At 72.4% G+C, this 22,284-nt stretch carries 24 protein-coding genes and 1 pseudogene; 13 read left to right on the forward strand and 12 right to left on the reverse strand.

The window, feature by feature from the left end; genetic code table 11:
- Positions 1-6: 6 nt before the first annotated feature.
- Positions 7-1,476 carry a dihydroorotase gene (locus tag QQ657_RS08445; RefSeq protein WP_284741534.1) on the forward strand — a complete coding sequence of 490 codons (1,470 nt, stop codon included), beginning with the start codon at positions 7-9 and terminating at the stop codon, positions 1,474-1,476.
- Between the two features lie 105 nt (positions 1,477-1,581).
- On the opposite strand, the gene QQ657_RS08450 is transcribed toward QQ657_RS08445, so the two are convergent.
- Together QQ657_RS08450 and QQ657_RS08455 are read right to left on the reverse strand one after the other, a co-directional pair.
- Positions 1,582-2,400, reverse strand: a complete 819-nt coding sequence (locus QQ657_RS08450) for an IclR family transcriptional regulator (protein WP_284741535.1) — start codon at positions 2,398-2,400, stop codon at positions 1,582-1,584.
- A gap of 103 nt (positions 2,401-2,503) precedes the next feature.
- Complete coding sequence (locus QQ657_RS08455; protein ID WP_284741635.1) at positions 2,504-2,899, reverse strand: RidA family protein; 396 nt, start codon at positions 2,897-2,899, stop codon at positions 2,504-2,506.
- A 93-nt stretch (positions 2,900-2,992) separates the two neighbouring features.
- Between QQ657_RS08455 and QQ657_RS08460 the strand changes: the two genes are divergently transcribed.
- Positions 2,993-3,943 (forward strand): helix-turn-helix transcriptional regulator, encoded by a 951-nt coding sequence (locus QQ657_RS08460; protein ID WP_284741536.1) that lies wholly within the window; start codon positions 2,993-2,995, stop codon positions 3,941-3,943.
- Here the strand turns inward: QQ657_RS08460 and QQ657_RS08465 are convergent.
- A complete protein-coding gene (locus QQ657_RS08465) occupies positions 3,931-4,971 on the reverse strand; it encodes an alpha/beta fold hydrolase (RefSeq protein WP_284741537.1) in 1,041 nt (346 codons plus the stop codon). The two genes, QQ657_RS08460 and QQ657_RS08465, sit on opposite strands and share 13 nt — an antisense overlap.
- 37 nt (positions 4,972-5,008) lie before the next feature.
- Between QQ657_RS08465 and QQ657_RS08470 the strand changes: the two genes are divergently transcribed.
- Positions 5,009-5,569, forward strand: coding sequence for a TetR/AcrR family transcriptional regulator (locus QQ657_RS08470; protein WP_284741538.1), 561 nt, complete (start codon positions 5,009-5,011; stop codon positions 5,567-5,569).
- A 2-nt stretch (positions 5,570-5,571) separates the two neighbouring features.
- Here the strand turns inward: QQ657_RS08470 and QQ657_RS08475 are convergent, their stop codons facing one another.
- Positions 5,572-6,138, reverse strand: coding sequence for a TetR/AcrR family transcriptional regulator (locus QQ657_RS08475; RefSeq protein WP_284741539.1), 567 nt, complete (start codon positions 6,136-6,138; stop codon positions 5,572-5,574).
- Positions 6,139-6,186: 48 nt separating this feature from the next.
- Between QQ657_RS08475 and QQ657_RS08480 the strand changes: the two genes are divergently transcribed.
- The 4 genes and pseudogenes from QQ657_RS08480 to QQ657_RS08495 all read left to right on the forward strand — a co-directional run bounded on the left by QQ657_RS08480 (position 6,187) and on the right by QQ657_RS08495 (position 9,786).
- A complete protein-coding gene (locus QQ657_RS08480; protein WP_284741540.1) occupies positions 6,187-7,098 on the forward strand; it encodes an SAM-dependent methyltransferase in 912 nt (303 codons plus the stop codon).
- A 278-nt stretch (positions 7,099-7,376) separates the two neighbouring features.
- A complete protein-coding gene (locus QQ657_RS08485) occupies positions 7,377-8,924 on the forward strand; it encodes a glycoside hydrolase family 3 protein (protein WP_284741541.1) in 1,548 nt (515 codons plus the stop codon).
- 17 nt (positions 8,925-8,941) lie between these two features.
- Positions 8,942-9,550, forward strand: a pseudogene (locus QQ657_RS08490) (alpha/beta hydrolase); the annotation flags it as partial.
- A gap of 38 nt (positions 9,551-9,588) precedes the next feature.
- Positions 9,589-9,786, forward strand: coding sequence for an alpha/beta hydrolase (locus QQ657_RS08495; RefSeq protein ID WP_284741542.1), 198 nt, complete (start codon positions 9,589-9,591; stop codon positions 9,784-9,786).
- Here the strand turns inward: QQ657_RS08495 and QQ657_RS08500 are convergent.
- Genes QQ657_RS08500 through QQ657_RS08515 form a run of 4 tightly spaced genes read right to left on the reverse strand, consistent with a single transcriptional unit; the run spans position 9,755 to position 13,253 of the window.
- Entirely contained in the window at positions 9,755-10,462 is a 708-nt protein-coding gene (locus QQ657_RS08500) for an alpha/beta hydrolase (protein WP_284741543.1), read from the reverse strand. The genes QQ657_RS08495 and QQ657_RS08500 overlap by 32 nt on opposite strands.
- Entirely contained in the window at positions 10,459-11,718 is a 1,260-nt protein-coding gene (locus QQ657_RS08505) for an amidohydrolase family protein (RefSeq protein ID WP_284741544.1), read from the reverse strand. The genes QQ657_RS08500 and QQ657_RS08505 overlap by 4 nt, the downstream gene beginning before the upstream one ends.
- Positions 11,719-11,738: 20 nt before the next feature.
- Complete coding sequence (locus QQ657_RS08510; RefSeq protein WP_284741545.1) at positions 11,739-12,503, reverse strand: SDR family NAD(P)-dependent oxidoreductase; 765 nt, start codon at positions 12,501-12,503, stop codon at positions 11,739-11,741.
- A gap of 12 nt (positions 12,504-12,515) precedes the next feature.
- Complete coding sequence (locus QQ657_RS08515) at positions 12,516-13,253, reverse strand: SDR family NAD(P)-dependent oxidoreductase (protein ID WP_284741546.1); 738 nt, start codon at positions 13,251-13,253, stop codon at positions 12,516-12,518.
- 121 nt (positions 13,254-13,374) lie between these two features.
- On the opposite strand from QQ657_RS08515, the gene QQ657_RS08520 reads away from it, so the two are divergent.
- From QQ657_RS08520 to QQ657_RS08530, 3 genes are read left to right on the forward strand one after another with little or no spacing between them, the layout of a single operon-like run.
- Complete coding sequence (locus QQ657_RS08520) at positions 13,375-13,941, forward strand: carboxymuconolactone decarboxylase family protein (protein WP_284741547.1); 567 nt, start codon at positions 13,375-13,377, stop codon at positions 13,939-13,941.
- Positions 13,938-14,804 (forward strand): fumarylacetoacetate hydrolase family protein, encoded by an 867-nt coding sequence (locus tag QQ657_RS08525; RefSeq protein ID WP_284741548.1) that lies wholly within the window; start codon positions 13,938-13,940, stop codon positions 14,802-14,804. Before QQ657_RS08520 ends, QQ657_RS08525 begins: the two co-directional genes overlap by 4 nt.
- Positions 14,804-15,634: a fumarylacetoacetate hydrolase family protein gene (locus QQ657_RS08530; protein WP_284741549.1), complete on the forward strand. Its 831-nt coding sequence runs from the start codon at positions 14,804-14,806 to the stop codon at positions 15,632-15,634. Before QQ657_RS08525 ends, QQ657_RS08530 begins: the two co-directional genes overlap by 1 nt.
- A 12-nt stretch (positions 15,635-15,646) precedes the next feature.
- Here QQ657_RS08530 and QQ657_RS08535 read toward each other — a convergent pair whose 3' ends face one another.
- The 4 genes from QQ657_RS08535 to QQ657_RS08550 form a co-directional block, all read right to left on the reverse strand.
- Positions 15,647-16,123, reverse strand: coding sequence for a roadblock/LC7 domain-containing protein (locus tag QQ657_RS08535; protein WP_284741550.1), 477 nt, complete (start codon positions 16,121-16,123; stop codon positions 15,647-15,649).
- Between the two features lie 32 nt (positions 16,124-16,155).
- On the reverse strand, positions 16,156-16,524 hold the full coding sequence (locus QQ657_RS08540) for a hypothetical protein (RefSeq protein ID WP_284741551.1): 369 nt from the start codon (positions 16,522-16,524) through the stop codon (positions 16,156-16,158).
- A 457-nt stretch (positions 16,525-16,981) separates the two neighbouring features.
- Positions 16,982-18,601 (reverse strand): ArnT family glycosyltransferase, encoded by a 1,620-nt coding sequence (locus QQ657_RS08545; protein ID WP_284741552.1) that lies wholly within the window; start codon positions 18,599-18,601, stop codon positions 16,982-16,984.
- Positions 18,602-18,630: 29 nt separating this feature from the next.
- Complete coding sequence (locus QQ657_RS08550; RefSeq protein ID WP_284741553.1) at positions 18,631-19,260, reverse strand: TetR/AcrR family transcriptional regulator; 630 nt, start codon at positions 19,258-19,260, stop codon at positions 18,631-18,633.
- A gap of 84 nt (positions 19,261-19,344) precedes the next feature.
- On the opposite strand from QQ657_RS08550, the gene QQ657_RS08555 reads away from it, so the two are divergent.
- The 3 genes from QQ657_RS08555 (at position 19,345) to QQ657_RS08565 (ending at position 22,247) form a co-directional block, all read left to right on the forward strand.
- Positions 19,345-20,844 (forward strand): FAD-dependent oxidoreductase, encoded by a 1,500-nt coding sequence (locus tag QQ657_RS08555; RefSeq protein ID WP_284741554.1) that lies wholly within the window; start codon positions 19,345-19,347, stop codon positions 20,842-20,844.
- Between the two features lie 71 nt (positions 20,845-20,915).
- Positions 20,916-21,044 carry a hypothetical protein gene (locus QQ657_RS08560; RefSeq protein WP_284741555.1) on the forward strand — a complete coding sequence of 43 codons (129 nt, stop codon included), beginning with the start codon at positions 20,916-20,918 and terminating at the stop codon, positions 21,042-21,044.
- Between the two features lie 15 nt (positions 21,045-21,059).
- The gene (locus QQ657_RS08565) at positions 21,060-22,247 is read left to right on the forward strand and encodes a cupin domain-containing protein (protein WP_284741556.1); all 1,188 of its coding nucleotides are present in this window, start codon (positions 21,060-21,062) and stop codon (positions 22,245-22,247) included.
- The last annotated feature ends 37 nt before the right edge of the window (positions 22,248-22,284 follow it).

Here is a 22,284-nt window from a genome sequence, read left to right on the forward strand (position 1 = left end):
AGAGAAATGGCAACGACGGAACTGCTCGTGAAGAACGTCCGGGTCGTCCGCCCCGACGACGCCGACGGATCCGAGCCCGAACTGCTGGACATCGCCGTGAACGACGGCACCATCACCCGCGTGGCCCCGGACCTGCCAGCCGACGCCGCCGCCCGCGTGGTCGACGGCCGTGGGCTGCTGGCCTTCCCCGGCGTGGTCGACGCGCACCAGCACTGGGGCATCTACAACGAGCTGGCCACCGACACCCGCACCGAAAGCCGTGCGAGCGCGCAGGGCGGCGTCACGACGTCGCTGACCTACATGCGCACCGGCCAGTACTACCTCAACAAGGGCGGCAGCTACCGCGACTTCTTCCCCGAGGTGCTCAGCGCGTCCGAGGGCAACGCCTACGTCGACTACGCCTTCCACCTCGCGCCGATGAGCTCGCAGCACATCTCCGAAATCCCTTATCTGGTCGAAGAATTCGGCGTCACGTCGTTCAAGATCTTCATGTTCTACGGCAGCCACGGCCTGCACGGGCGCTCGACCAGCCAGAGCGACTTCCTGATGATCCCGCCGGACGAGCGCTACGACATCGCGCACTTCGAGTTCGTGATGCGCGGTGTCCAGCAGGCGCGCGAGGTCCTGACCGAGTACGCGCCGCACCTGTCGCTCTCGCTGCACTGCGAGACGGCGGAGATCATGACCGCGTACACGAAACTGGTCGAGCAGGACGGCTCGCTGTCGGGCCTGCGGGCCTACAGCGCGTCGCGGCCGCCGCACTCCGAAGGGCTCGCCGTCACCATCGCGTCCTACCTGGCGCACGAGACCGGGCTGCCCAACATCAACCTGCTGCACCTGTCGTCGGAGAAGGCGCTGTCGGCCGCGCTGACGATGGGGAAGGCGTTCCCGCACATCGACTTCCGGCGCGAAGTGACGATCGGGCACCTGCTGGCCGACGTCGACACCGCGTCGGGCATCGGCGGCAAGGTCAACCCGCCGCTGCGCGAGCGCGAGGACGTCGAGGCGCTGTGGCGGCACGTGCTCGCCGGCGACGTCGACTGGGTGGTCAGCGACCACGCGTGCTGCCGCGACGAGCTGAAGTTCGGCGAGGACCGCGACGACGTCTTCCTCGCGAAGTCCGGCTTTGGCGGGGCCGAGTACCTGCTGCCCGGCCTGGTCGGCGAGGGCACCAAGCGCGGCCTGTCGCTGCAGCGGATCGCGCAGCTGACGTCGCGGAACCCGGCTCGCCGCTACGGCCTGCTGAAGAAGGGCACGATCGCCGAGGGCTTCGACGCCGACTTCGCGCTGGTCGACCCGGGCGTCCGGTGGACCGTGCGCGCGGCGGAGTCGGAGTCGACGCAGGAGTACACGCCGTTCGAGGGCTTCGACATGACCGCGAAGGTGACCGACACGTTCGTGCGCGGCAACCACGTCTTCGCCGACGGCAAGATCGTCGGCGAACCGGTGGGCCGGTACCTCAAGCGCGGCCGGTGAAAGGTCCGGTGGGCCCGCGCCGCTGCGGTGTCTTGAATGAGTCATTCAGGTCTTCCAGCGTCCTGAATGACTCATTCAAGACCTCTGGCGCGGCCGGCTCGGACCCTAGCGGCCGCCGGACTCCTGCAGCCACGCCCAGCTCTGCCGGATCTCGGCCGCGGCTTCGCGCACGAGGTCGCGGTAGCGGCCGACGGCGTCGGGCGTGAAGCGGTACTGCGGACCGCAGATGCTGACCGAACCGTGCACCTCGCCGTCCGGCCCGAACAGGGGTGCGGCGACAGACCCCGCGCCCGGCTGCCGTTCCCCGAGCGAGACGGCGACGCCGTCGCGGGCCACCTCGGCGAGGACGTCGCGCAGCTGCTCGGCCGCGGTGATCGTGTGCTCGGTCAGCGCGGGGAGCTCCCGGTGCAGCAACGCCTCCCGGCGCTCCTCGGGCAGGGACGCGAGGATCACCTTGCCGGAGGAGCCGGCGTGCAGCGGGAACCGCTTGCCGAGCTCCACGGTCATCTTGATCTCGCGCGGGCTCTCGAACTGGTCGAGGTACACGCGTTCGTCGCCGACCAGCCCGGACAGCGTGGTCGTCTCCCCGGTTTCGTCGCGCAGCCGCCGCAGGACGGGGGTGGCCGCGACGCGAGCGTCGAACCGGCGCAGGGCGCTCGCCCCGAGCGCGACGGCCGCCGGGCCGAGCCGGTAGCCGGCGACGCCGGGATCGGTGGCCAGCATCTCGCGCGAGACGAGCGACTGCAGGATCCGGTAGACGACCGCCTTCGACAGGTCGAGCTCCCGGCTGATCGTGCTGACGCCCAGGTACCGGGGGCCGCCGGTGAAGAGCAGCAGCACGTCGGCCACCCGGGCGGCGGCCTCGGTGCCGGCGTTGTCCGGCGGGGCGGCGGGCTTGCGCCCGGCGGTACTGTTGACGGCCAAGCTCGTGGTCCTCGGTTCGTTTCGCTGACAGGAACGATTCGACGCGAAGCATAGCACTTTGGGGCCTTGTCTCGGGTGAGCCGTTCCGGCCAGCGATACGTCGTTACGCGACCGCCGTCCCTTCCAGCTCGACCAGCTGACCGGGGATCGCCAGCCGGGTGACGCCGAGCATCGTCGTCGCCGGGGCCACCCCGGCCGCGCCCAGCCGCGCCGCCAGCACGCCGTAGTGCGGGAAGAGCCCGTCGACGTCGGTCGTGTAGACGTTCAGCCGGACGAGGTTCGCCAGCGTCATGCCGGCCTCGCCGAGCACGGCCTCCAGGTTGTCGAGGCTCAGCGCCAGCTGCGCGGCCACGTCGCCGTCGTGCTCGGGCTTGCCCTCGGCGCTCATCGCGGTCTGCCCGGAGCAGTACAGGGTCCGGGCGGGCCCGGAGACGAGCTCCCCCTGGTTGAACCCCATCTCCGCCGACCACGTCGTCGGGTTGACCGCCGTTCGTTCCACTGCCACATCAGCTCCGTCCGGTTCGACTTCCGTGTCCAGGACCCTTCCGGCAAATCACGACATCCTCTGTCGTGTATTCGCTAGGGTTTGCGCATGCGTGCCGACCGGCTGGTTTCGCTGGTCCTGCTGCTGCGTCAGCGCGGCCGGCTGACCGCGGACGCCCTCGCCCGCGAGCTGGACGTGTCCACCCGGACCGTGCTGCGCGACATCGAGGCGCTGTCCACGGCCGGTGTCCCGGTCTACGCCGAACGCGGCCGGCACGGCGGGTTCGCGCTGCTGCCGGGGTTCCGGACCGAGCTCATCGGGCTGAACCACGACGAGGCGCTGGCCCTGCTCGCCACCGGCCCGGGCCTCGGTCTCGGCCCGGCGCTCGCTTCGGCCCGGCGCAAGGTGGTCGACGCGCTGCCCGAGAGCCACCGGGCCGCGGCGAGCGACGCGGCCCGCCGGTTCCTGGTCGAGCCGGAGACCGACCTGCTGTCCCGTCGCCCGGTGACCGAGGAGGTCCCCGGCCCGGCGATGATCGAGATCCGGCGCGCGGTCCTTTCCGGACACCAGCTGCGCATCCACTACGCGGCGGCGGATCAGGAGCCGCGGTGGCGCACGGTGGACCCGATCGGCCTGGTGACCGTCCGCGACCGGGGTTACCTGCTGGCCACGAGAGCCGGCGCGGACCGCACTTACCGGCTGTCGCGGGTGCTGGCCGCCGAGAGGCTGCCCGAACGGGCGCAGCGGCCGGACCGGGTCGACCTGGACCGCGTCTGGCAGGAGCGCTGCGAACAGTTCCTTTCCGGCGGGCACATCGCCGTGCTGATGCGGGTGGATCCGAAGCGGCGGGAGGAAGTGCTGAGCACCGCGGTGGCGGTCCGCGCGGCCGAACCCGACCCGGCCGGCTGGCTCCGGCTGGAGGCGACGTTCCAGGACGCGTGGCACGCCGAGTGGGCGCTGTGGCAGCTCGGCACGGACGCGGAAGCCTTGGCGCCACAGTCGTTGCGCGCCGCCCTGCGCGACCGCGCCGCCGCGATCGCCGCCCGCTACGAAGACTGACCGCCCAGCTCCACCGCGCGGCGCAGGTCGCGGACGTAGGCCTCGGGCTGTTCCCAGGCGGCGAAGTGGCCGCCCACCGGGTGTTCCCGATATTCGCGGACGTTCAGGAATGCCTCGGCGTAGCTTCGCGGCTCCGGCTTGATGTCGTCCGGGAAGATCGACAGCACCGTCGGCGTCTCGATCCGGTCCGGGAGCGCGACCGGTTCGGTGTAGGTGGCGAACGAGGTGCCGATCGTGCCGGTGACCCAGTAGGCGGTGACCCAGGTGAGCAGGTCGTCGAGTGTGAACGCCGACGCGCCGGACCAGGATTCCAGCTTCTCGGCGATCCAAGCCGCGAGGCCGGCGGGCGAGTCGCCGAGGGCGACGGCGAGGGTGTTCGGCCGCGTGGACTGCTCGGCGATGTAGCCGCCCTCGCTCCGGAACCACCGTGCCGCCCGGCCGAGGTAGGCGGCCGCGTCGGGCGCGAGCTTCGCCGGGTCCGCCGTGAGGGCCCGCTGCGGGGCGACGTTCGTGAGGTGCAGGGCCGCCACCCGGTCCGGGTGCTCGCCCGCCAGGACTTCCGCGACGGTGCCGCCCACGTCGCCACCCGACACCGTGTAGCGCGGGTAGCCGAGTTCGGCGAGCCCGTCCGCGACGACCTCGGCGATCCGGCCGGCCGACATGCCGGGCGCGGTGAGCGGGGCCGCGAACGGGAAGCCCGGCAGTGCGGGGACCACCACGTGCACGTCCGCGAGCAGCGGCAGCACGCGTTCGAACCGCAGCACCGAGTCCGGCCAGCCGTGCAGCAGCACGACGACCGGGGCGCCGGGATCCGCCGACCGCTGGTGGATCACGCGCAGGCCCGCGCTCACCGCGACCCAGGGGAGCGCGTGGATACGGCGTTCGTGCACGTCCCAGTCGTACCCGCCGGCCCAGTGCGCGAGGAGCTCGTCGAGCCGGATGCCGGTGATGCCGCGTGTCTCGTCGGCGTTCCAGGGGGTCGTGACCCGCCGGGTTCGCCGGAGCCGGTCTCGCAAGTCGTCCATCATGTGTACGACGATACACATGATGTGTATGCTCGTACACATGACTTCTCGCGACGCTGCGGCCACCCGGCAGCGGATCCTCGAGCAGGCGCGACGCCAGTTCGCCCGGCACGGCTACACGGCGATCACGGTCAAGGGCGTGGCCGACGCGGCCGGAGTGTCACCCAACCTCATCACGCGCTACTTCGGCGGCAAAGAAGGCCTTTTCCTGGCGGCGACCCGGGTGGAGATCCCGGTCGAGGACTCCTTCGGCGGCCACCGGTCCGAGCTGGGGGCGCGGCTCGCGGCGAGTATCGTCCGGCGCTGGTCCGGCGACCCGGGGGAGGACCCGCTGCTGGTGCTGCAACGCGCGTCGGGCGAACGCCCGGAGGCCGCGGAGGCCCTCGCCGCCTTCCTCGACACGAACTCCCTGGAGCCGTTGCGCCGCTACCTGCGCGACAGCGGCCTGGACGACGCGGAGGCCCGCAACCGCGCCGCCGCGATCGACGCTTTCGTGCTCGGTGTCTCGACCCGCCGCCGGGTGCTGCGTTCGGAACTCGGTGACCCCGCTGAACTCCAGGCCTGGCTGGGCGCGGTCATCCAGCGTCTCGCCGACGGCTGACTTCAGGCTCGGAACGCTTGAACCGTGAGCGCGGCGAAGCGCCGGGAGGCCGCGATGCGGGCCGCCGGCGTGCTCGCGCGGATGCCGGTGCCGGCCATGAGCATCAGGTCGAGGTCGGCCAGGCCGACGTCCGGACGCAGGTGCCCGGATTCCTTGGCCCGGCGGATCAGCCGGGCCGCGGAGGTCAGCGACGTCGTGCGCATCGCGGCCAAGTCCACCGCGCGCGGGAACTCGGACTTGAAGGCCGTCGTGAAGCCGTGGTCGCGTGCCTGCAGTTCGCAGAGCTTCCGGACCGTGACGCGGAAGCCGCGCCAGGGATCGGGGTCGGCGAGCCCTTCGTCCATCGCGGAGCGCCAGGCGAGCACCTGCTCGGTGAACGCCGCGGCGACGAGCGTTTCCTTGGCCGGGAAGTGGCGGTAGACGGTCGCGGGCCCGACCTCGGCGCGCCGGGCGATCTCCCGGACCGGCACCTCCAGGCCTTCGGTGACGAACACCGCGCGTGCCGCGTCGAGGATGCGGCCGCGGCTGTCCCGGGCGTCGGAACGCCGGTGAGGCAAACGAGCGGTCACGGCTCTCACTTTAGCCAGGCCGCCGGGAGCCTCCGTTACGGTCCGCTGATGACTTCGATCCGACGACCCGGGGACGACTGGGACCTGGCGTCCAGCGTCGGCGCGACCGCGACCATGGCCGCGATGGCCCGGGCGATCGCGACCCGCACGGACCGGCCGCGCATCGACGACCCCTACGCCGAACCGCTGGTCCGCGCGGTCGGCATCGACCTCCTCACCCGGCTGGCGGCCGGGGAACTGCCACCCGGCGACCTGGTCGACCAGGTGGCGATCGACGGGGCCAAGGTGCGGACCCGGTTCTACGACGAGTTCTTCCTCGAGGCGACGAAGGCGGGCATCACCCAGGTGGTGATCCTGGCTTCGGGGCTGGATTCGCGGGCGTACCGGTTGCCGTGGCCGGCCGGGACCGTGGTGTACGAGCTCGACCAGCCGCGGGTCGTCGAGTTCAAGACCCGCACGCTGGCCGGGCTCGGCGCCGAGCCCACGGCCGACCGGAGGGTGGTCCCGGTCGACCTGCGCGAGGACTGGCCGGCCGCACTGCGCACCGCCGGGTTCGACCCGGCCCGGCCGAGCGCGTGGAGCGCCGAAGGCCTGCTCGGCTACCTGCCGCCCGAGGCGCAGGATCTCCTGCTGGACACCGTCACCGAGCTCAGCGCGCCGGAGAGCCGGGTCGCCACCGAAAGCCGGCCGAACCCGCAGCCGGGCGCGGAGGGCAGGACGAGGCGGCGCCTGAACGGCATCTCCGAACTCTGGCGCGAACACGGTTTCGACACCGACATGGCGCGGTTGCGGTACTTCGGTGAGCGCAACGAAGCGGCCCCGTACCTGACCGGCCGCGGCTGGACGCTGGACGCCGTCAGCACCCGGGACCTGCTGGCCGCCCAAGGCCTTCCGCCGCTGACGGACGACGACCTGCGCATGGGCGACCTTCTTTACGTCAGTGGCGTTCTCGAGGGGTAGACGGGTGTGTCATTGAATGGCACGCCGATGGGCACCGCCCGGACCGGCGGTCATGCTCGGCCGCATGCTCCCGTACCAGGATCCCGCGCGGCCCACCGAGGAGCGCGTCCGTGACCTGCTCGGCCGGATGACCCTGCCGGAGAAGGCCGGGCTGTTCTTCCACGCCCCGGTGGCGGTCACCGCCGAGGGGGGGTTTCGTCGAGGAGCCGGCCGGCCCGCTGCCGACCGCGCCGACGACGGAAGTGGTGCGGGACCGGCACGTCCGCTGCCTGTCGCTGATGGCACCGGTCTCGGCCGGGCCCCTTTCCCGCTGGCACAACGAAGTCCAGCGGATGGCGGCCGGCAGCCGGCTGGGCATCCCGGTGCTCGTCTCGTCCGACCCGCGGCACTCGGCGAACGAGAACCCGCTGACGTCGGTGCCTTCCGGTGGCTGTTCGCGCTGGCCCGAACCGCTCGGGTTCGGCGCGCTGGCCGACCCCGATGCGGTGCGCTCCTTCGCCGCAGTGGTGCGCGCCGAGTACGCGGCGGTCGGGATCCGGCTGGCCCTGCACCCGATGGCCGACCTGGCGACCGAACCGCGGTGGTGCCGCACCTCGGGCACGTTCGGCGCCGACCCGGACGTGGTCGCCCGGCTGGCCGCCGCCTACGTCGAAGGTCTGCAAGGGACGGACCTGGGGCCGGATTCGGTGGCGGCGATGGTCAAGCACTGGCCGGGCGCGGGCCCGCAGGCCGGCGGCGAGGACGCGCACTTCGCGTCCGGCAAGGACCAGGTCTACCCCGACGGGCGCTACGAGGAGCACCGGAACGTCTTCCGCCCGGCGCTGCGGGCCGGCGCGGCGGCGGTGATGCCGTACTACGGCCGCCCGGTCGGCGTGCCGGGACTCACCGGGGTCGGCTTCGCCTTCGACCGCGAGGTGATCGCCGGGCAGCTGCGCCGCGACGAAGGCTTCGACGGCCTGGTGTGCACCGACTTCGGGCTGCTCACCGACACGACGCTGCCGGGCGGGTCGGTGTGGCCCGCGCGGGCGTGGGGCGCCGAGCACCTCGACGTCGCCGGGCGGGTGCTGCGGCTGCTCGACGCGGGCGTCGACCAGTTCGGCGGCGAGTGGTGCCCGGACGTCGTCGCCGGCCTGGTCGAAGCGGGCCGGCTGGCGGAGACGCGAGTCGACGAGTCCGCCGGGCGCGTCCTGACGCTGATGATGCGGCTCGGGTTGTTCGAAGACCCGTACGTCGACGAGGCGCGCGCGGTCGCCATCGTCGGGCGGGCCGACTTCACCGCCGCGGGAGCCGACGCGCAACGCCGGTCGATGGTGCTGCTCACCGGAAGGCTGCCGCTGGAAAAGGGAATCCGGCTGTACGTGGAAGGGATCGACCCCGCGGTCGCAGCTCGCTACGCGTCCACAGTGGACGACCCGGCCGAAGCGGACGCGGCGGTGGTGCGGATCGGCACCCCGTACGAGCCGAGAGCACGGCTCCCCGAAGCGTTCTTCCACCAGGGACGGCTCGACCTGCCGGAGGATGATCGAGAACACCTGCTGGCGCTCATGGCCACCGTGCCGACGGTGATCGACGTCTTCCTCGACCGGGCCGCCGTCGTCCCCGAACTCGCCGGGCACGCCGCCGCCCTGCTGGCCGACTTCGGCGCGACCGACGACGCCGTCCTCGACGTCGTCTTCGGCCATGCCGTCGCGGAGGGCAGGCTGCCGATCGAGCTGCCGTCGTCGATGGCTGCCGTCGAAGCCCACCCGGAGGACCGGCCGGGCGGCACCGCCGACCCCCTGTTCCCGCTCGGGTACACCGCCCGCGTCCCCGAAAGGCAGGCCTGATGCCCGTCCACCCCGCGATGGCGGCGAAGTTCCCGCTGCTGGAGCGCGCTGAGTTCGAGTGCTCGGCGGTCCCCGACGACGTGCCGGCAGTGTCCACAACGGACACCAAGGCCGGTTCGGTCCCGGTGCGGATCTACGGGACCGGCTCCACCTGCCTGGTGTGGCTGCACGGCGGCGCGTTCCGGATGGGCGACCTGGACATGCCCGAAGCCGACCGGGTGGCCCGCGAACTCGCGCACCGGGCCGGGATCGTGGTGGTCAGCGTCGGCTACCGGCTCGCGGTGGGCGGGGTCGCGTACCCGGCGCCGCTCGACGACGTCGTCACGGCGCTGCGGTGGGTTCGCGCCGAGCTGGGCGTCGACCGCGTCTGCGCGGGCGGGGCGAGTGCGGGCGGCAACCTGGCGGCGGGCGCGGCCCTGCGCCTGCGTGACGAAGACGGCTGGCAGCCCGTGGCGCTCGCGCTGGCCTACCCGGTGCTGCACCCCCTGCTGCCACCCGCGCCGGCGTCGCTCGTCGCCGAGATGGCCGAGGTGCCCGCGATCCTGCACTTCCCGCCGGGCGAGGTCCGCGCGACGACCGAGAACTACCTGGGCGGGCCGCTGAGCCGTGCCGACGGCTACGCGATGCCGGGCCTGGCCGTCCTGAAGGACTCTGCCCGACCCTGGTGCTCACCGCCGAGTACGACGACCTGCGCGTCTCCGGGCAGGTGTTCGCCGGGCAGCTGGCCGAGGCCGGCGTGGACGTCCGGCACGTCGTGGTGCCGTCGATGCTGCACGGGTTCCTGAACCTCCCGCCCGCCCTGGACGAGGTGGGGCGGGCGGTGGACCTGATCATCGAGGCAGTGCGGCCCGCAGGAACTTGACGGACGTGGCCACCACGGCCGCGGGATCGGCGCCCGTCCAGCGGTGGCGGGCGCCGGGCACCAGGTGCAGCTCGACCGGCGCGCCCACGGCCTCCAACGCCTCGGCGAGCCGGACGCTCTGCGTGGCGGGCACGAGGTCGTCGTCCTCGCCGTGCATCAGCAGGACCGGCGGCGCACCGGCGTGGGCGTACGACAGCGGGCTCGCCTCGCGCGCGAGCTCCGGCACCGATTCCGGCGGCGCGCCCAGCAGGAGTGCTTCGCGGGACACGCCGTCCGGCGCCGCGGGCACCCCGAGCAGATCGGTCGGCGGGAACCAGGCGACCACACCGTCCACTTCGGACCCGCCGAGCGCCGCGAGCAGCGCCAGGTGCGCACCCGCCGACTCGCCCCAGAGGAACACCGGCTTCCCGTCGCGCACGAACTCGATGGCCGCGCGCACGTCCTCCAGCGGCGCGGGAAAGGTCGCCTCGCCGCTGAGCCGGTAGTCGGCCATGGCGACCCGGAACCCCTGCGCCGCCAGCTCTTCGGCCAGGTGCTCGAAGCCCGGCAGCGGCGTGAGCCGGGAGCCACGCCGCCAGCCGCCGCCGTGCAGGTACACGATCGTCGCGACCGCGTCGTCCGGTGCGGTCAGGTCCAGCTCCAGGGGCCGGAACCCCGGCACCTCGCGGTAGATCACGCGGCCTGCTTGTGGAAGCGGCCGCCCTGCATGATCACCTCGAGGTTGGCCGGGTCCTGCAGCAGCGTGACATCCGCGACCGGGTCGCCGCGGACGACGAGGACGTCGGCGAAGTAGTCCTCGGTGAGCAGCCCGACGGGCAGGTCCATCACCTGGCCGCCGTGGAAGGTGGTCGCCCGCAGCGCTTCGGCGGGGGAGTAGCCGAAGAGCCGGACGAACAGTTCGAGGTCGCGGGCGTTGCGCCCGATGGGGTTGTTCGGGAACCCGTAGTCGCCGCCGGGCAGCACGCGCAGGCCGCGCTTGCGCAGCTCCGGGTACAGCTGCTCCATCGCTTCGAGGGACTTCACCGAGCCCATCTTCTCCGCCATCGCCGTGTCGATGCCGAACTCGGCGCCTTCGTGGACGTTGGCCCACATGATGCCGACGGCGGGGGAGAGGAAGATCGACTCCTTGTGCGCTTCCAGCAGGTCGATCGCTTCGGGGTCGGCGTAGGAGCAGTGGTAGATCGAGCGGAACCCGGCCCGCACCGCCCGCTTGATCGCCTCGGGGGCCTGGGCGTGGCAGTTGAGCCACACCCCGGACTCGCGCGCCTGCTCGCCGGCCGCGTTCGCCTCTTCGGCGCTGTACTGGGTGACCATCGAGCCGCCTTCGAAGAAGACGTCGTCGTTGCTCATCAGCAGCTTCACGCTGTCGAAGCCGAGCTCGGCCTGTTCGCGGATGAAGGCGCGCACGGCGGCCGGACCGGTCTCCTGCGGGGCCGGCCCGTCCGGGCCCATCCGGACCGGGTTGTTGTCCCGCTCGAACGACGCCGCCCGCATCCGCGGCCCGGCGGTCAGGCCGGCGGCGATCCGGTCGCGCAGCCGCACCTCGGTGGGCACCGGGGTCAGCGACCCGGCGGAGTAGGCGCTGGTGAACCCGTGGTCGAGCAGGATCCGGGCGTTGCGCTCGGCGATCGCCAGGTGCTCGTCCGGGCTCGGCATGTGGTGGAAGAAGCTCACGTCGATCGGCGGGTTGAACGACGGGTCGACGTGCCCGTGCGCGGACGGGAACGTCAGGTGGCAGTGCGACTCCACCAGGCCGGGCAGGACGGTGGCACCGCGGCAGTCGACGACGTGGTCGTCCGGCTCGGGTTCGGTGCCGCCGCCGGGGCGCACGCTCTCGATCCGGTCACCGCGGACCACGACGTCGCCCGGGACCGCGGGGGAGCCGCTGCCGTCGAAGACGCGTCCACCGGTGAACACGACTCTGGGTCCCATCTGCGGCCTCCTCGCCGAGATCATGCGCCGAGCATGGTGTAGCCGCCGTCGGCGACCAGGAAACCGCCGGTGATGTGCGCGGCTTCCTCGGTGGCGAGGAACAGCGCCGTGCCGGCCAGCTCCTCGGGCTTGGGGATGCGGCCCATCGGGGTGGCGTCGCGCAGCTTCTCCGCGCGGCCCGTCTTCCAGTCCTCGCGGCTGAGCGTGGCTTCGGTCTCGATGAAGCCGGGCGCGAACACGTTCACCCGCACGGTGGGGGCGAAGGCGTGGGCGTAGGACTTGGTCAGGCCGATGATCCCGGCCTTCGCCGCCGCGTACTGCGGGGCGCGGGCACTGCCGCGCGCCACGACGGTCGAGCCGATGTTCACGATCGCGCCGCCGCCCTGGGCGAGCATCCGGTCGCCGAACTCGTGCGTGCACAGCAGCGTGCCCTTGATGTCGACGGCGAGGACGTGGTCGACGGACTCTTCGGTGAGGTCCCGCCACGACATCTGGTCGCGGGCGACGTCGCCGACGTTGTTGACCGCGACGTCGACCCGGCCGAAGTGGCTCCACACCTCGTCGGCCATCCGCTTGATCTGCGCGTGCTCGGAGATGTCGGCCTGGACGAGGAAAGCCTTGCGGCCCAGCTCTTCGACGCGCGCCGCGGTGCGCTCGGCACCGGCGCGCGAGCCGCGGTAGTGCACGGCGACGTCGGCACCCTCCGTCGCGGCCCGGACGGCGATCTCGGCACCGAACCCGGTGCCGGCGCCGGTGACGAGGACGGTCTTGCCGGTGAAACGCACGAAAGGACTCCTTCAGACGAGGGTGCGGCCGCCGTCGGCGTACAGGACGTGTCCCGTGACGAAGGCGGCGTGGTCGGAACAGAGGAACAGGATCGGGCCGGTCAGGTCTTCGGTGGTGCCCAGCCGCCCGGCCGGGACGAGTCCGGTGAGGCCGTCGCGGACGCCGGGCTTTTCGAGGTGGTCGTGGGTCAGGGCGGTCTCGGTGTAGCCGGGCGCGACGGCGTTCACCGTGACGCCCGAGGCCGCCCACTCGCGGGCCATCACCCGGGCGAGCTGGTTGACCGCGCCCTTGGTGGCCGCGTACGGCGCGTGGTGCGGGTGGGCGAGCAGGCCGGACACCGAGGACAGGTAGACGATCCGGCCGTACCCGCGGGCGACCATCAGCTCGCCCGCCGCCTTGCCGGTCCAGAACGCGCTGTCCAGGTTGACCGCGGTGATGCGGCGCCAGACGTCGTCCGGGGTGTCGAGGACCGGCCGCCGGTCGTTGACGCCGACCGCGTGGACGAACACGTCGAGCCGTCCCAGCAGTGCGTCGGCGCGGGCGACGCAGTCCCGGGCGCCTTCCGCGTCGGTGAGGTCGGCGCGCAGGGTGCGGATCCCCTTGACGGCCAGGTCGTCGAGGCGCTGTTCGTCGACATCGGCGACGACCACGTCGGCGCCCGCGTCGGCGAGTGCGAGACCGGCCGCGCCGCCGATCCCGCCCGCGCCGGCGACCAGCGCGCCCTTGCCCCGCAGACCCAGCCAGTCCACTTCCGCTCCTCGCTCCCGACCTGGCGGCGACGCTAGGCGCGCGGTCCGGCGGCGCGGAACGGATGTGCCATTCAATGGCAGGCCATCGACCGCTCACCGGGTGTGCTGCTGGGATCGGGGCATGACGAGACTGCCCCGGCTGTCCCCGGCCGACCTGGACGACGACCAGCGCGCGCTCCGCGAAGCCATCGCCGGCGGTCCCCGGGCGGGCGGCCCGTTCCCGCTCACCGACGCCGCGGGTGCGCTGACCGGGCCGTTCAACGCCATGTTGTTCGCGCCGCCGGCCGGGCAGGCGCTGCAGCGGCTGGGCGCGGCCGTGCGGTACGAGACGGCGCTTCCGGACCGGGTGCGGGAGCTCGCGATCCTCGCGGTGGCGGCCCGGTGGGACTGCGCCTTCGAGCGGTACGCGCACGAGCCCGCCGCCCGCGCCGCCGGGGTCACCGGCGCCCAGCTCGCCGCGATCGCCGCGCGCACCCCGCCGGCCGGCCTCGACGAGGGCGAAGCGGCCGCGTTGCGGTTCGTGCTGGCGCTGCTGGACGGCGACGTCGACGACGTGACCTACGCCGAGTGCGTGCCAATCATTGGCAACCGCGTGGCCGTCGAGCTGACCACGCTGGTGGGCTACTACGCGACGCTGGCCCTCCAGCTGCGCGTCTTCCGAGTCACCGTCCCCGTGGAGCGCCCGTGAAGCTCGTGACCTTCGACGACGGCCTGGTCGGCCGTCTCGCCGACGACCTGGTCCTGGAACTCGACACCGCCTCGACGCGCGAGTTCTTCGAACGCGGCGGGAGCGTGCCCGAGACCGGGCGCCGCTTCCGCGCGTCGGAGGTGCGCCTGCGGGCCCCGATCGTGCCGAAGAAGTTCTTCCACACGGCGGGGAACTTCCGTGAGCACCACGACGACCTCGCCCGCGTGAACTGGTCGCACCCGGTCAACAAGGGCATCGTGTTCTTCCAGAACGTCGACGCCATCATCGGTCCCGGCGACCCCGTCGTGTACCCGTCGCACCTGACGAACGAGCTCGACTACGAGCTCGAGATGGCCGTAGTGATCGGCAAGCCCGGGAAGTTCTTCACCGCCGAGCAGGCGGCCGAGCACATCGCCGGGTACCTCGTGTTCAACGACATCACCGCCCGCGACATCCAGCGGCGTGAGATGGAGTCCGGGGTGTTCTCGTTCTCCAAGGCCATCGACACGTTCTGCCCGATCGGCCCGTACATCGTCACCGCCGACGAGGTCGGCGACCCCCACGACCTGGACATGGAACTGCGGGTCAACGGCCAGGTGCGGCAGAAGTCGAACACCGGCCGGATGTCGCTGACGATCCCGGAGCTCGTGGCCTACCACTCGCCGCAGGTCTACAGCGCGGGCGACCTCGTCACGACGGGCACGGTCGCCGGGGTCGCGGCCAGCACCGACGACCCGTTCGCGAACTACCTGAAGCCCGGGGACGTGGTCGAAGCCCAGATCGAGAAGCTCGGCGTGCTCCGCAACCGGGTCGTCTCGTGGGAAGACGCCTACGGGACCCCGCCGCCGGCCGGTCGCGCGTGATGCGCCTGGCCAACCTCGACGGCCGGGCCGTCCTGATCTTCGGTGATCGCGCGCTGGACGTCTTCGACGCCGGCGGCTTCGGCCCCGACCCGATGGACGTCTTGGAGAACTGGACGGAGTTCTCCGCGTGGGCGGCTTCGGTGGCTCCGGCCGGGAGCCCGTACGACCCGGCGCTGCTGGGACCGCCCGTGCCGCGGCCCCGGCAGGTGTTCGCCGTGGCGCTCAACTACCCGCCCCACGCCGCCGAAGCCGGCTACGAGCCCCCGGCCGACCCGCTGGTGTTCACCAAGTTCCCGACCTGCATCGCGGGTCCGCAGGAGACGGTCGAGCTGCCCGGTGACCGCGTCGACTGGGAAGTCGAGCTGGTCGCGGTGATCGGCCGGGGTGGGCACCGGATCGGCGAGAAGGACGCCCTCGGGCACGTCGCCGGGTTCACGGTCGGCCAGGACCTGTCGGAGCGGCGGGTCCAGTCGCTCGGGAAGCCGCCGCAGTTCTCGCTGGCCAAGTCGTTCCCCGGGTTCGGCCCGACCGGACCGCACCTGGTCACCGAGCTCGACCCCGAGGCCGCGATCACCTGCCTGCTCAACGACGAAGTGGTGCAGAAGGCGTCCCTCGCGGACCTGATCTTCGGCGTCCCGGAGCTGGTCGCCCGGCTCTCGGCGGTGTGCCGGCTCCTGCCGGGGGACCTGATCTTCACCGGTACCCCGGCCGGGGTCGGCAACCGCCGGACGCCGCCGCGCTACCTCACCGCCGGCGACGTGCTCACCAGCCGGGTCGAGGGACTCGGCGAGCTGGTGACCCGCTTCCGCGCCGGGCCGCCTCCCGGCTGACCCGGCGCCGGCTCACTCCGGTGACGGCGGCGTCCGGTACGCCCCTCCCACCGCCGGGAGCTGGTTCCTGAGCAGCGTCAACGCCTGTTTGGCGGCGAGGGTGAACAGCCCCATCGTGATCTCCGGCTGGCCGAACACGACGAGGAGCAGCGACCCCTCGACGGGGAAGACGCAGACGTAGCCGGAGCTGCCTTCGAACATCGCGCTGCGGGACTCGCCGATCCTGGCCTGGGCGGTGAACTGCGCGGCCAGGCCGATCGCCGCCGCCGACATGGCGGCGACGCTGTCGGCCTCGACGGAGTCGGTGTCGTCGGCCAGGACCAGGCCGTCGTGGGTGGCCACGAGCAGCCCGGCCACCTGGTCGACCTGGTCCTGCACCGTGCGCAACGCCTCGAGCATCCGCCCGGAGTCGAGGGGCGGGCGCTTCATCGCCCGGCCCAGCGGCGCGCCGGTGTTCTCCGGCGCCGGTGTGCGGACCGGCAGGGGCATGCGTGAGGACTGACTGTGGGTGTCGGCACTCGTCATACGGACAGGCTGGTCTCGATGCGCTTGAGGCTGTGCCGCGCGAGCGCGAGGTTCGCGCGTTCACGGTCCAGCACGAGGTAGAGGAACAGGGTGGAGTTGCCCCGGGCCGACAGCGGCCGGATCACGTGGTACTGGCGGTGGAGCGTGATGAGGATGTCCTCGATGCTGTCGTCGAGTCCGAGAGAGGACATGACGCGCAGCTTCGCCCGCACGACCTCGGTGTTTCCGGCCGCCGCGATATCCAGGTCGAGCCAGTCGCCACCACCCAGGGAACCGAGGGACATTCCGCTGTCGTAGTCGACGAGCGTCGCGCCCACGGCGCCGGGAATGTTCATCGCTTCTTTCAACGCCAGGTCGATCGTCATGAAAAGCCGTCCTCCAGTGAGTGAACCACGTGCTATGTCCGCAATCGACCGGTCGGGGACTCGTCTTGGTCCATCCGGCGGGGCCGATCGCGCAGGCATGTGACGTTATGTGTCCGAGGCAGTTTCAAGTACGGCCGTTCGGAGCAACTTTCATTTCAGCTCGTGACTTGTTCGCGGGTCGTGCAATACGTTTCGGAATTCATTTTCTCGAATAGTGCTCACATGAGCGCGGAATCCGGATCTGCAATTTGCAGATCGCAAATGGACGTTGTTCGAGGGGGCTGCCTGAGCTCGGCACGGTTCGTCGTCGCCGGGACGAGGTCGAGTTCAGCCGGTGGTCCAGGTGGACCCGGCGCGGTGCTCATCGCGGGGTGCCGCACGACGTTCGCCCGCCGGCCCGGCTCCCCGAACCGGCGGCCGAACCGCTGGACCATCGGGTTCGCGCCTTCTCCGCCGGTCACGGGCGGCGGTAGATCGTGATGGAGTGGCCGACCTCGTCGACCGGGACACTGCCGGCGATCAGCGCCGTCAAGCGGTCGTCCGCCTTGGCGATCGCCGAATCCGACACCGCGAGCAGCCCGTGCACCTCATCCGGAGGCACCGCGAGCGGGTCGGCCGCGTCGATGCCGTACGCCGACGGCACCCCGCTTCCCTTGTAGACCAGCCAGACCCGCTCACCCGCCAAGCGGTCTCCCAGCCGGCCCAGGTCCTGGCCCCAGTCGACGTTCGAGTCGTGCAGGCGCAGGTGGGTCTCCGCCGGGCCGCCGAACGCCTCGTTGGAGTACGGCAGGTAGTACGGGAACGTCCGCAGCGAACTCACGGCCGTGAAGGCGACCAGGACCGCCACCGCCACCTGCGCCCACCGCACGCGGACGGCGACGAGGCTCGCCGCCGCGACCGCCAGGAACATCGGGACGAAGATCGCGTACCGGACGCCGAGGTCGCGGGTGCTGGTCATGGCCGCCGCCAGCAACACGGCCGCCGGGACCAGGACGTACGGCGACGCTGGGCGCAGCCGGGGGATCGCCACCATCGCGACCGCGCCGGCCAGTCCGAGGGCCAGCGCACCCAGCGGTGTCTTGATCAGCAGCGCGACCGGCAGGTAGTACCACACCGAACCGGGGTGGTACGTGCCCAGCAGGAACGTGCTCCACGTCCGGTCTTCGAAGGCGAACTGGACGCGCATCCCGTCGAGGTACGGCCGGGGCAGCGGCAGCCGGTCGGCGAGCGCGCGCAGGCCGTGGACGGCCGGCAGGTCCGGTGGCGTCGTCCAGTGCAGCCGCGGATCCACGGCGAGGTAGGAGGCCCACACGACGGCGACCGCGATCAGGGCGACGGCGGCCGCGCCGAGGACGATCCGTCGTGGTCGTCGCGTGTGCCAAGTGGACAGTACGACCAGGAGCAGCAGCACCGGAACCGCCGCCAGCGCACTCATCTTCGTGGCCACGGCCGCACCGAGCGCGAGCCCCGCGAGGGGAACGTACAAGGCGGGACGACGGCGGGCCCGCCACAGCAGCCAGGCCGACGTCAGCAGGAACCCGGCCACCGGCACGTCGAGCGTCGCCAGCGATCCGTGCGCGATGAGGTCGGGTGAGAACGTGTACAGGGCCAGGGCTGTCACCCCGCCGACCCGGCCGGTGAGGTCGCGGGCGAACGCGAAGACGACCAGCCCGAACAGGAGCGTCAGCACGATCACCGGCAGCCGCGCCGCCAGCAGCAGCCGGCCCGGGTCGTCGCCCGACTCGTACAGCACGCGGCGGCCGAGCTGCGTCTGGTCGCCGGTGAACGCGGGATCGAGGTGCGCGCCGGAAAAGGCCAGGCCGGTCGCGATGATCAGCTTGCCCAGCGGCGGGTGCTCCGGGTTGTACCGCAGGCTGTGCTGCTCCAGGTAGACCACCGCGGTGCCCACGTAGACCGGCTCGTCGATCGTCGGGGACTGCTCGACGGCCGTCGTGAGCATCGCGATCGCCATCTCGGCGAGCAGCGCGAGCACGACGAGAGCGAACAGCCATCGCCGCTGGTCCGCTGGCTTTTCCGAGACCGCCTCGTCCGGCTCGAGGCACGTCGAGAGGGACATCCCGCGGTCCTTCCGTCCGGACGAAGCGATCACTCCAGGGACGTCCGGCCCGCCCGGTGGTTCCGCAGGAGGGGCAGGAAGAGCTCGTCGACGATTTCGCGGATGCGGGCCGGTGCCGGCGGCCGGAGGTCCATGAGCAGGTCGTGGCGCACGAGGTCGAACGGCAGCTCGAGCACCGCGGCGGGCACGCGGTCCAGGTCGAGGTCGCCGCGGTCGTGGGCGCGCCGGTAGAGCGCCCGGCTGTGCGGACGCGCCTCGTCGCCCATGACCTTGGCGCGGACCTGGGCGGGAGTCAGGCCGGTGCCGGCCGACAGTCCCGAGAAGGCGGTTGCCGCGGAGATGGCGAAGAACGGGGCGCGGGCCCGGCTCACGGCCGTCAGCCGGGCGATCAGGTCGCCGCGCAGGGTGCCGGTGTCGGCGTCCGCGACCGGGTGGACGGTCCGGTAGTGCTCGATCGCGGCCAGCACGAGCTCGTCCTTGTTGGCCCAACGGCGGTAGAGCACGGCCTCGCTGGTGCGGGCGCGCACGGCGATCGACTCCATCGTCAGGCGGCCGTACCCGGCTTCGACCAGCTCGTCCCAGCCCGCGGTGAGCAGCTCGGCCTCCAGCTGCTTGCCGTTCCGCCGTCGGCGGACGGGTTCGGCGGGTTCAGCGGTCACCGGCTCACGATAGAAAGGTTTTACTTTCTTGGCAACCGCGGCTACCGTGGTTAGAAAGTGATTCCTTTCTTACGTGGGGGACTGATGACGACCACCGTGCTGATCGCCGGCGCCGGCCCGACCGGCCTCACGCTGGCTTGCGAGCTCGCCCGCGCCGGCGTCCCGTTCCGCCTGGTCGAGGCCGCCCCGGGGCCGCGGCCCGGCTCCCGCGGCAAGGGCGTCCAGCCGCGCACCCTCGAGGTGTTCGACGATCTCGGCATCGTCGAGCGCGTGCTCGCCCACGGCCGGATGGCGATGCCGATCCGGTCGACCGCGCCGGACGGCCAGGTGACGCTCGGTGGCGCCGCGCCGGCCGGACCGCGCCCCGACGTCCCCTACGCGGCCAGCCTGATCACGCCCGAATGGCGCGTCGAGGAGGCGCTGCGGCTGCGGCTGGCCGAACTCGGCGGCGCGGTCGAGTTCGGCACCGCGCTGGAGAGCTTCGAACAGTCGGCCGAGGGCGTGTCGGCCGTCGTCGTCAAGGACGGCGAGGCCGAGACGGTGACCGCGCGCTGGCTGGTCGGCTGCGACGGCGGCCACAGCATCGTCCGCAAGCAGGCCGGGATCGCGTTCGAGGGCGAGACCCGGGATGACGTGCGGATGATCGTCGCCGACGTCGAGGTCGACGGCCTCGATCGGACCGCCTGGCACATGTGGCGCCACGAGGACGGCCTGGTCACCCTCTGCCCGCTGCCCTCGACCGGCGCCTTCCAGTTCCAGGCCAGCGTCGCGCCGGGCCAGGACGCCGACCTCGGGCTCGCAAACCTGCAGGCGCTCCTCGACCGGCGCAGCGGCCGCACCGACATCCGCCTCTGCGAGCCGGAGTGGTCGTCGCTGTGGCGCGCCAACGTCCGCCTCGCCGAGCGCTACCGCGAGGGCCGCGTCTTCCTCGCCGGCGACGCGGCGCACATCCACTCGCCCGCCGGCGGCCAGGGCATGAACACCGGCATCCAGGACGCGCACAACCTCGGCTGGAAGCTCGCGGCGGTCGCGAAGGGCGCCTCGCCGGCCATGCTCGACACCTACGAGGCCGAGCGGCGACCGGTCGCGGCGGGCGTGCTCGCGCTGTCGGACGCGCGCCTCAAGGAGGCGATGGAACGCAAGAGCATCCCGATCCGCGGCGACGCGGCCACCCGGCAGCTGGGCATCGGCTACCGCGGGTCCGTCCTGGCGCGCGACGACCGCGATGAGACCGCACCGCTGCGTGCCGGCGACCGCGCCCCCGACGCGACCGGGCTGACCACAGTGGACGGCGAACGCCGGCTGTTCGACCTGACCCGCGGCGGGCGCTTCACGCTGCTGGACTTCGGCGGTGCGCCCAGGACGTATCCGGACGGGCTCAGGACGTTCCGCGTCGTCGTCCGACCGGCTGGTCCCGGCGAGATCGCCGACACGCGCGGTCACCTCGCCGGCGCTTACGGCGCGTCCGGCAAAACCCTCGTGCTGATCCGCCCCGACGGGTTCATCGGGCTCATCTCCGACGCCGGTGACCTCGCGGCGGTCGCCGACCACCTCGCCGCGCTCGGCCACCCGGAGACAACCTAAATGACCTATGCCCGATCCGGCTGTTCTCACGTAGCGTGGGAATCCCTGTCGTCGACGTTTGCGAGGTCCGGATGGAAAACGCCGCAACCCCCAACGAGATGCCCGCCAGCGGCCTGCTGCTCGGCGTGGAGACGCTGACGGCCGCGGTGGACCGGGGCAAGGCCAACGGCGCGGTGGCCGACAACGACGGCAACGACTAGTCGTCGTCCCGCTCCGTGACGGAGATTCCCGGACTGGCCGGCCTCGTTGCTCCGCTCGAGGCCGGCCAGTTCTTCGAAGACGTCCTGGGGAAGGCGCCGCGGCGCTTCCCGGGGGAGAAGGGCCGGTTCGCCGGTCTCCTCCCGTGGCCGGAGCTGGACCGGGTGCTGCGGCAGCACCGCCTGGAGTTCCCCCGGCTGCGCCTCGCGCTCGACGGTGACGTCGTGCCGGCGCACACCTACACCGAGATGGTGTCGACCCGGCGCAACGGCCTCGTGCCGCGCGTGCTGTCGGCGCCCTTCGCCGAACACCTGCGCGCCGGGGCGACGCTCGTCGTCGACTCGGTCAACGAGCTGGTCGACGGGGTCGGGGAGCTGGCGAGCCGGCTGGAGCACGACCTGCGCGAGCGGATCCAGGTCAACCTGTACGCGGGCTGGGGCACCACGCACGGCTTCGACGTGCACTGGGACGACCACGACGCGTTCATCATCCAGCTCTCCGGCCGCAAGCGCTGGCGCCTGCACGGCGTCACCCGGCGCTCGCCGCTGCAGCGGGACGTCGAGCTGCCGGAGCGCCCGGAGGGGGAGCCGTACGAAGACTTCCTGCTGGAAGACGGCGACGTCCTGTACCTGCCGCGCGGGCACTGGCACGACGTGTCTGCCGTCGGTGAGGAGTCGTTGCACCTGACGATCGGGTTCAACGCCGCCACCGGCGTGGACCTGGTGGCGTGGCTCGCCGACCAGCTGCGGGCCGACGAGCTGTTCCGGGAGGACCTGCCCCGGTTCGCCGGGCCCGAGGTGCGGGCCGAGCGGGCCGAGGCATTGCGCCGGCGGCTCGCCGAGCTGGCCGCCGGGGACGTCGTCGACCGTTTTCTGGCCGACCGCGACGCCCAGGCTCCCGCGCAGACCCGCGTCGGCCTGCCGTGGGCGGCGACGGCGGAGCTGCTGCCCCCGGACGACGACTTCGAGGTCCGGCTGCTCGCCCCGCGCGCCGCGCTGGTGGACGGTGAGGGCACCGTGGCCCTGGTCGGCGCGGGGAAGCGCCTGGTCTTCGCGGCTCCCGCGCGGCCGGTGCTGGCCGCGCTGCTCGGCGGCCTTCCGCAGCCGTTCAAGGTGCTGGCCGACGCCGCGCCGGGCGTGGACCGGGCCACCGTCCGGGCGCTGCTGGGCGAGCTGGTCACCCAGGGGCTCGTGGCGAGAGCGTGACCCCTGTTCCGGGCGGCTCGGCGACCGCTCACCGCAC

The sequence above is a fragment of the Amycolatopsis ponsaeliensis genome (assembly GCF_030182635.1).
Lineage (GTDB): Bacteria > Actinomycetota > Actinomycetes > Mycobacteriales > Pseudonocardiaceae > Amycolatopsis > Amycolatopsis ponsaeliensis.